The sequence below is a fragment of the Stenotrophomonas geniculata ATCC 19374 = JCM 13324 genome (assembly GCF_001431625.1).
In the GTDB taxonomy this organism is placed as follows: Bacteria; Pseudomonadota; Gammaproteobacteria; order Xanthomonadales; family Xanthomonadaceae; genus Stenotrophomonas; species Stenotrophomonas geniculata.
This window is the reverse complement of the sequence record NZ_LLXT01000021.1, coordinates 1-8273: the sequence shown is the minus strand read 5'-3', so window position 1 is coordinate 8273 and position 8273 is coordinate 1. Positions and strand designations below refer to the sequence as shown.

At 66.8% G+C, this 8273-nt stretch carries 9 protein-coding genes; all 9 read right to left on the bottom strand.

Going from position 1 to position 8273, the window contains the following annotated elements; all coding sequences use genetic code 11:
* Window positions 1-174: 174 nt before the first annotated feature.
* The 9 genes from ARC63_RS01310 to ARC63_RS01270 all read right to left on the bottom strand — a co-directional run bounded on the left by ARC63_RS01310 (window position 175) and on the right by ARC63_RS01270 (window position 8092).
* Complete coding sequence (locus ARC63_RS01310) at window positions 175-1824, bottom strand: CsgG/HfaB family protein (RefSeq protein ID WP_057502330.1); 1650 nt, start codon at window positions 1822-1824, stop codon at window positions 175-177.
* A 16-nt stretch (window positions 1825-1840) separates the two neighbouring features.
* A complete protein-coding gene (locus ARC63_RS01305) occupies window positions 1841-2518 on the bottom strand; it encodes a hypothetical protein (protein ID WP_019337988.1) in 678 nt (225 codons plus the stop codon).
* A gap of 135 nt (window positions 2519-2653) precedes the next feature.
* Window positions 2654-3754: a hypothetical protein gene (locus tag ARC63_RS01300; RefSeq protein ID WP_019337987.1), complete on the bottom strand. Its 1101-nt coding sequence runs from the start codon at window positions 3752-3754 to the stop codon at window positions 2654-2656.
* Window positions 3745-4941: a hypothetical protein gene (locus ARC63_RS01295; protein ID WP_010484143.1), complete on the bottom strand. Its 1197-nt coding sequence runs from the start codon at window positions 4939-4941 to the stop codon at window positions 3745-3747. The genes ARC63_RS01300 and ARC63_RS01295 overlap by 10 nt, the downstream gene beginning before the upstream one ends.
* 107 nt (window positions 4942-5048) lie before the next feature.
* Window positions 5049-6311 carry an RNA polymerase sigma factor gene (locus ARC63_RS01290; protein ID WP_057502329.1) on the bottom strand — a complete coding sequence of 421 codons (1263 nt, stop codon included), beginning with the start codon at window positions 6309-6311 and terminating at the stop codon, window positions 5049-5051.
* Between the two features lie 45 nt (window positions 6312-6356).
* Entirely contained in the window at window positions 6357-6713 is a 357-nt protein-coding gene (locus ARC63_RS01285; protein WP_057502328.1) for a DUF1428 domain-containing protein, read from the bottom strand.
* Between the two features lie 24 nt (window positions 6714-6737).
* A complete protein-coding gene (locus ARC63_RS01280) occupies window positions 6738-7148 on the bottom strand; it encodes a VOC family protein (RefSeq protein ID WP_010484146.1) in 411 nt (136 codons plus the stop codon).
* A 40-nt stretch (window positions 7149-7188) separates the two neighbouring features.
* Window positions 7189-7611 carry a VOC family protein gene (locus tag ARC63_RS01275; protein WP_057502327.1) on the bottom strand — a complete coding sequence of 141 codons (423 nt, stop codon included), beginning with the start codon at window positions 7609-7611 and terminating at the stop codon, window positions 7189-7191.
* Window positions 7612-7678: 67 nt separating this feature from the next.
* The gene (locus tag ARC63_RS01270; protein ID WP_043403334.1) at window positions 7679-8092 is read right to left on the bottom strand and encodes a YciI family protein; all 414 of its coding nucleotides are present in this window, start codon (window positions 8090-8092) and stop codon (window positions 7679-7681) included.
* Window positions 8093-8273: the final 181 nt, after the last annotated feature.

The following is an 8273-nucleotide window of genomic DNA, read 5'->3' as shown; positions in this document are numbered from 1 at the left end:
GGACCCACCCCGCCTTCGACACATTTCTGCTGCTGTTGGTGGGCGTCAACCTTGGTCGACACGCCGCTGTTGGTAGGTGTCGACCTTGGTCGACACGGACGGAAACAAGAAGGGGTCAGAGTCCTTTCCCTGCGGGAAAGGGCTCTGACCCCATCTGTGTGTTGCTTGAGCCTGTTACCAGTTCGGGTCTTCGGCCGGGGCCGCCGCGGCCTTGGGCTTCGGCTTGGCGGCCGGGCGTGCGCCAGCTGCGGGAGCGGCCGAGGCGGTCGCGCCTGCGGCGGCGGCAGCCGGCTTGCTGCCCAGCTTCTGGCGCAGTTCGATCTGGCCCGGGCGGAAGCCGCCGCGCATCGCGTCTACGCCGTCTTCGATGGTGCCGTAGGACGTCTGTGCAGCCACGCGATCGATGCGGATGGTGCAGCACGGGTGTTCGCTGCGGCCCAGCGAGCGGCCGGTCTGCGGGTCCTTCAGTTCTTCGCCAAGGCGCACGGCCTGCCAGCGCTGGCCGGCCTGCAGCGTTTCGCCGCCCTGGCTCAGTACCACCTGGTCGCCGTCCACCGAGACCACCGACACCGGGAACAGGGTGGTGACGATGGTGGTGCCGATCTGGCCGGACAGCGATTCCATCATCGCCGCGGCCATGTTGCGACCGTTGACCACGCGCGGCAGGGTGCTGGGGCCGGTCGAGGCCAGCTGGTGGTCGAAGCTGTCGGACATCACCACCTGGCCGGTGGTGGCGTTGATCAGGCGCAGGGTGATGCGCCCGCCACCGGAGTACGAGGTCACCTGGCGGTCGGACATGCGCAGGTTGCGCACGCTGCGCGGGTACTCGAAACGTTCGATGGTCGGGATCAGGATCAGGTCGGTCGCCAGCTGCTGGCCCACGCGTGCGGTGTCCTGCAGGCGCACGTTGCCGCTGTTGATGTGGTCGATCTCGGCCTGCAGCTCGTCACCAAACTCGCGGTCCAGCACGATGAAGCGCTGGGTCTGGGTCAGCGTGTCGGACAGGCGTGCGCGGATCGCGTCGGCCACTTCGTCCGCGTCCACGCGGCCGTCGCCCACGGCGTAGCTGCCGGCCTTTGTGCGCGGCAGTGCAACCACGATCTTCGGCTTGCCCTGCTCGTCCGGTGCACGGTACTGGGCGATCTGTGCGCGCACGCGCACCTTCCAGTAGCTGCGCATGCTGCGATGGGTCACATCGGAATCGTAGGAGCTGGCGCCACGCTTGGCATCAACACTCACCTTCTCGTCGTAGCTTTGCTTGACACTGGCCGAGGCCGAACCGCCCTTGGCCGAGGCTTCGCCGGACGCACTGGCCGACGCCGAGCCCTTGAAGCTCCAGCCTTCGTCGCTGGCGCGCACGCGGGCGATGGTTTCCTCGTCCAGCTGCCGCACTTCTTCCTGCGACAGGATTTCATAGCCCAGCACCGCGCCCTGCGAGCCGGCGATCATCTGCTGGGTGAACGCGTCGGCGCGGATATCGCCGACGTGTTCGTCATCCACATCCACATGCAGGCCTCCACGCAGGCTCTGCATCTGGCTGGCCACGCGTACGCCGTTGACCTGCGCCACCGCCGACTGCAATGCCGCCAGCACCGCCAGTTCCGGGGTGCTGCCGATGCCGTCGGCTTCGCGCGCGACCTGGGTGGTGCCGCCGAAATCCGGCGTGCCACGCAGGGGCGCTGCTTCCACGGGCGCATTGCTGGCCAGTGCACTGGTTGCCTTGTCCTTGGCGGGCGGCGCGGCGGCCGGGGTGTCCTGCTTGCCACAGGCTGCAAGCAGCGTGGCAGCCAGGCCCAGGCCGATCAAACGGTAGGTCATACGCATGGAGATTCGCCTCGGATCAGAGCTTGTCGAGCATCGAATCGGCGTTGGACGGCACCTTCACCTTGCTCTTCTTGGCGAAGGTCACGGCCGACTTGGTCGAGCCGTACAGGCCCTGGATGAAGCCCGGCGATTCCTTGGCCACCCATGCACCTGCCGCCAGCTTGCGGCCGACGGTGGCCAGCTGGGTCGCGCCCAGGTTCTTCATGCCGGCGGTGAAGTTGCTGGCTTCGCCGCCCAGCTTCTGTGCTTCGGCCGCCGAGGACAGCAGCGAGACCAGGCCTTCGGCGTAGTGCTGCTTGGATTCAGCGTTCAGTTCCGGCTGTGCGGCCTGGCGCTCGTTGATCGCCGCCTGCGCCGCTTCGCTGACCGACACCGACTTCTTCATCGCATCGACGCTGACCGAACCCGACGACAGCGCCTGGCGCTCGGCTTCCAGCAGCTGCACCTGCTCGGCCAGGCCGAAGGCGCGGGCGAACGAGGTCTGGGCCTGCAGCGAGTGCGACTGCGAGGTAACGAAACGACGCACCAGCGCTTCCTGCGCGGCTTCGTCCGGAGCGGCGGCGCTGGAGGCGCTGCTGCTGGAGGTGCCGGTGGCGGCACCGGCCAGGTCCTTCAGCTTGCCCAGGCCAGCGTGGGCCGGCATCGACAGGGTGGCGGCAGCGATGGCCACGACAAGAGCGGTAGTGCGGATCATGGGATTTCCTTTATGAGAAAGACGGCCGCAGCGCGGCACGCGAGATCGGGGATGGCAGCGAGTCAGTGCCGAGCAAGCTCGGCACCCACCAGAGCCGGTAGCGCCGGGCCATGCCCGGCGAGCGCAGCGGTAACGTCAGCGGACCGCCTTGACGTTCAGTTCGTTGATCATCTGCTGGGCAGCCTTTTCAGCCGCCAGCTGCAGCGCATTGGTACGGGCGACGGTTTCGTTCGGACCGGTACCGGAGAACTGCACCGGGCCCACCGACGACACGGTGCGCGGGAAACGACCGGTCACGTCCAGCACCTTGCCGGTGACCGTGACGAACACGCGGGTGTTGCCGCTGGCCGGATCGCGGTCGCGCATGCCGACGTCGAGGGTGCCGACGGCGATGTACGGAATGTTGGCCGCACGGATGCCGTTGGCGGTATCACGCAGGGTGGCCGGAGCCAGGTCGTTGCCGGTGCTGAAGTCCTTGCGGATGCGCTCGATGCTGAGCAGGCCGCGCGACTCGCCTTCCACGTATTCGGCTTCGACCACTTCGTAGCCGGCGGCGCTGAAGGCACCGGTCATCGCGGTGTTCACTTCGGCCGCGTTGGCCACCTTCCAGCTGATGTTGTCGCTGCGCTGGGTGGTGCTGCCACCGCTGGTGACCGACATCGAACCGTTCTGGTTGATGCTGCCGTTGGTGCTGACCGAGTTGCCACGGAAGCTGTCGCCTTCACGGGTGTTCTCGCTGTAGCTGCTGCTGGCGTCGACGCGGCGGTATTCCTTGTCCTGGAACGACTGCACGGTGTCCTGCGAGCGCGCCATGAACAGGAAGGTCAGCAGCGAACGCTGGGCGGCGGTGGCACCGGCCACGGCCGAACCTGCATCCAGCTTGGTCTGCAGCAGGGTGGTGTTGATCTCGGCGCGGACGGTGACGGTGTAGGTCTTGGCCTTCTTGTCTTCGGTGTCCGACAGCTGCACGGCACTGAGCACGTAGCGGTCGATCTCGCCGATGAACTCGGCGCGGCGCGCTTCGAACAGGCGCAGCTTGGCCGCACCGGTTTCGGCGATGTACGCCTCCAGTGCATTGACCTTGGCCTTGTTCAGGGCCTGGGCACGGGTGTCGGCACTCAGGCGCAGGCCGTAGCTAGCCGAACCAGTACCGCGCGAACTGGCGGTCTGCGCAGCGACCGGCGAGGCCACCACCAGGGCGATGAGGATGAGCAGGATGGTACGCATCAACGACATGACTTGATCAACTCCTGGAGGGCTTGGGTCTGCTGCTGCAACGGGCGGCCGCCCGGCTTCTGTTCGTCCAGCCAGCCGCGCGAATCGGCGCGCTTGGCGGCGGCGCCGGCGAAGGCATCGAGGCCCGCCAGCAGGGTTTCGTAGCTGGCCGACCACTGGTCGACCTGCCACTGCGTGACCGGCACCACCTTGGTGGCCCCCTTGCGCAGCGGCTGTTCGAAATAGACCTTGCCGGAGAACGGCTCGGTCACCTTGGCGGTGAAGAACGCGCCGAACAGCATCGTCTTCATCGCCGGGGTTTCTTCGATCACGCCGTTCTTCAACGCATCCACCTGCAGGTTGATGACGTAGTCCGGCTCGGGAATCTTCAGCTGGTAGACCTTGCCGTCGGCAAAGCGCGCCGCCATCGCACCACCGATCGCCTGGCCCGAGGCCGGCGGCAACAGGCCGACGCCGGTATTGGACGACAGCGTCTTGGACAGTTCGTGGGCCAGCGTGGCACGCAGCGGGGCGTCCCACCTCGGGTCGGGCAGCTTGGCGCGGACCGCGTCGGACAGGGTTACGCCACCGACCTGCAGGCGACGCACGGCGGCATCGGGCAGCTTGGCCTGGGCGAGGCTGGCGGCCAGCACCTGCGACAGGCTGGTATCGGCACTGCCGTACAGGAGATCGGCAACGATCGCGTCGATATCGTCGTTGTCCGGCCGGTAATCCTGCACGTCGATGCGCTGCAGGGTCAGCGGATAGGACGCGATCACCTGGCGCTCGCGGAAGTCGAAGAACAGCGCCTGCAGCGCAACTTCCACCAGCACCTTGTACTGGTCACCGATCGGCTCGACCGAGACCAGTTCGCGGTCCAGTGCCGCGGCCAGCACGGTCGCGCTGGTGGTGCCGTCGAGCATCGCCACCGGCTGGTCAATCAGCTGCAGGTGGGCCGGGGCGCGGCGCTTGAGCGACTGTGCCAGCGCCTGGTTCAACGGAATCAGGCCGCGCTGTTCCAGCACCGCATGCGCATGCGGCGTGGTCGCCTGCACGGCGGCGGCATCAGCGGTGTAGGCAAAACCGGCCCAATAGGCCTGCTGTGATTTGTCTGCCGCCTGCACGGCCATCGGCCATACGGCCAGGCACAGGGCACAGGCAAGCAGGCGCGCAAAAGCGCGCGATGCGCTCTTCGTCCTTGAATACATCCAACCGCTCCTCGGTCAATACGCATGGAAAGTGGACGCTGACGCGTCCGCTGGGCGCGAAACATAACGGCTCACGGGGCTGCCGACAAGTGCTGCCTTCGTCGGGGTCACTCCGCGGGAGGCAGACCAGCCCGTTGCCGCAGCAGGCCGCGCTCTGCCTGGTTCTGGCTGAGTCTGGCGGCTTCCGCAAAAGCGTGACGTGCGTCCAAGTCGCGTCCCAACGCCTGTAGTAGTTCCCCGTGCACCACCTGCAGCGGCGCGTACTCGCGCAGTCGCGCGTCCACCAGCAACGGCTGCAGCTGCGCCCAGGCCGCGAAGGCACCGTCGCTGCGCAATATCGCCACCACGCGGTTCAATGCGACAACTGGCGAGGGCTGCACCTGCAACAGCTGCGTATAGAGCGTTGCGATGCGCGGCCAGTCGGTATCTTCGGGACGCCGCGCCGCCGCATGGCACGCTGCGATGCGCGCCTGCAGCACATAGGGATCGTCGCCGCCACCGGCGGCCAGCGCGCGCGCCAGCACCTGCTGCCCGCGTTCAATCTGCAGCCAGTCCCAGCGCGCGCGGTTCTGTTGGTCCAGCAGCACCGGCACGCCCTGCGCATCGGTCCGTGCTGCGGCACGCGAGGCCTGCAGCTCCATCAGCGCCAGCAGGCCCAGCACCGGCGGCACCGGCAGCCGGTGCGCCAGAATGCGCGCGAGTCGCAGTGCCTCGTCGCACAGCGCCGGACGCATCCAGTCGTCACCGGCACTGGCCGCATAGCCTTCGTTGAAGACCAGGTAGATCGCCTCCAGCACTGAAGCCAGCCGCTCGGGCATCGCCTCCGCGCGCGGCACTTCATAGGGCACCTGCTTCTGCGCCAGGGTGCGTTTGGCGCGCACGATGCGTTGGGCGATGGTCGGCTCGGGCTGCAGGAAGGCGCGGGCGATCTCGGCCGTGGTCAGGCCACCGAGCAGGCGCAGGGTCAGTGCCACCCGCGCGTCGGCCGGCAGCACCGGATGGCAGGCCACGAACATCAGGCGCAGCAGATCGTCCCCCAGGTCATCTTCCAGCGCCTGGCTGTCATCCGGCGCTGGCAGGGGTGCCGGATGCAGTTCCTCACCCCATTGCGCATGCTGCTGCGCCACGCGCTGGTGCTGGCGCAGCACATCGATGGCACGGTTGCGCGCAGTGGTCATCAGCCAGGCTCCGGGATTGTCCGGGATGCCCTGCTCCGGCCAGCGCTCCAGCGCGGCCAGCCAGGTGTCCTGGGCCAGCTCCTCGGCGCGGCCGACATCGCCCCCGAGCAGCCGCGCCAGGCGCGCGATCAACACCGGCGACTCCATCCGCCAGAGGGTTTCCAGACGCTGCGTCAGTGCGGGATCGAGCATGCGCCGATCACAGCACGCACGCCCGGCCCGCACAAGCGCCATGGCTCACGCTTCGACGATGGGCTTGAAGCCGCCCCAGAACATGCGCTTGGTATCGAACGGCATGTCCTTCGGGCCCAGCGACGCCAGCCGCGGGTCAGCCATCACTCTGGCGTTGATGCGGTCGCGTGCCACACGCGAGCGGAACACCACGAAGGCGACGATCACCGTTTCACCGGGCCTGGCTTTCACCGCGCGCGGGAATGACGTGCTTTTGCCCGGTTCCACGTCGTCGGCCACGCACTCCATGTACTGCAGCGCGCCATGGTCCTTCCACACCGCGCCGGCCTTGCGGGCAAGGCGGCGGTAGGCCGCCACCTTGTCCTGCGGGCACGGCAGCACGTAAGCATCCACGTAAGCCATGAGGGTTCTCCCTTGCGGCGGCCGTCAGCCCGGCTCGCCGTCCATGTGTGCGATTTCCCAGAGATGGCCATCCAGGTCCTGGAAGCCACGCTGGTACATGAAGCCCAGGTCGCGCGCCGGCTGCGGCTCGCTGGCGCCGGCGGCCAGTGCCTTGTCCACCAGCACATCAACGGCCTCGCGACTGGGCGCCGAGAGCGCATTGATCACTTCCGTGTGGGTGCGCGCATCGGCAATCGGCTTGTTGGTGAACTGCTGGAAAAAAGGTTGGGTCAGCAGCATCACGTAGATGCTTTCGCTGATGACCATGCCAGCCGCATCGTCATTGGTATAGGTTGGATTGAAGCTGTAGCCCAGCGCGGTGAAGAACGCCTTGGACTTCTCCAGATCCTGCACGGGCAGGTTGACGAAGATCATCTGCGGTTGTGGTGCACTCATTGGTAACGCTCCTTGTGGATGAAGAGGAAAGAGGGAGGGATCAGGGCTGCTTCATGCAATTGACCATCCACGGCTTGCCGTAGCGATCAATCAGCATGCCCCAGCGGTGCGCCCAGAACGTTTCGGCGATCGGCATCTGCACCTGGCCACCTTCGGCCAGCGCCGCGAACACGCGTTCGGCTTCTTCGATGCTGTCGACGTCGACATTGATGGTGGTCGAGCCACCCTCGCCACCGCCGGGGCCATCGGCGGCCATCAGGATGGCGCTGCCGATCTCCAGCTGGCTGTGCGCGACGTGGTCGAGGGTTTCCGGCGGCATCTCGTTGCAGCCTGGCGAGCCATCGGAGGGCGGCATGTCGCGGTATTTCATTTCCGACGTGACCTGGCCACCGAGTGCCTTGGCGTAGAACGCCATCGCCTCATGGGCCTGGCCGCTGAAGCCGAGGAAGGGAATCAGTTTCATGGCAATACTCCGTTGTGCGGTTCAGGGCAGTAGTGCCGGGTCCTGCCCGGCAGGGAGATGAATCGGGTCAACCTTCCAGCTGTGCACGCAGACGCTGTTCCTGCTGCTGTAAGTCGGGGGTGAAGGCTTCACCGAAGTCTTCGGCGGTGATCAGCGGGCGCAGTTCCAGCGTGCCGCCACTGCCGAACGGCGCGCGGCTGGCCCACTCGACAGCTTCCTCCAGCGACCGCACGTCCCACAGCCAGAAGCCGGCGATCTGTTCGCTGGCGGGACCGAACGGACCGGCCTCGACCCTGGGTGCGCCACTGCCGAAGTGAATGCGGCGACCGCGCTGGGTGGCGTGCAGGCCTTCACCGGCGAGCATGATGCCGGCGGCCACCAGTTGTTCGTTGAAGGCGCCCATTTCGGACAGTTCCTGTTCGCTGGGCATGCGGCCGGCTTCGGAGTCGGCGTTGGCCTTCACGATCACCATCACTTTCATTGCAGTCTCCCGTGGGGACGCGTGGTGCGTGCCCTTCACTGGGTACAACGAACCAGGGGGCTGGGAATCGACACGTCTGTTGGAAATTTTTTCTTCCGTGGAAGGCGCGCCTTCGGCGGGAGTCGGCGAACGGCGGAGCCCCTCCGTGGTGGGGTTGGGTTGGTCGCTGAAAGCTGGGTTC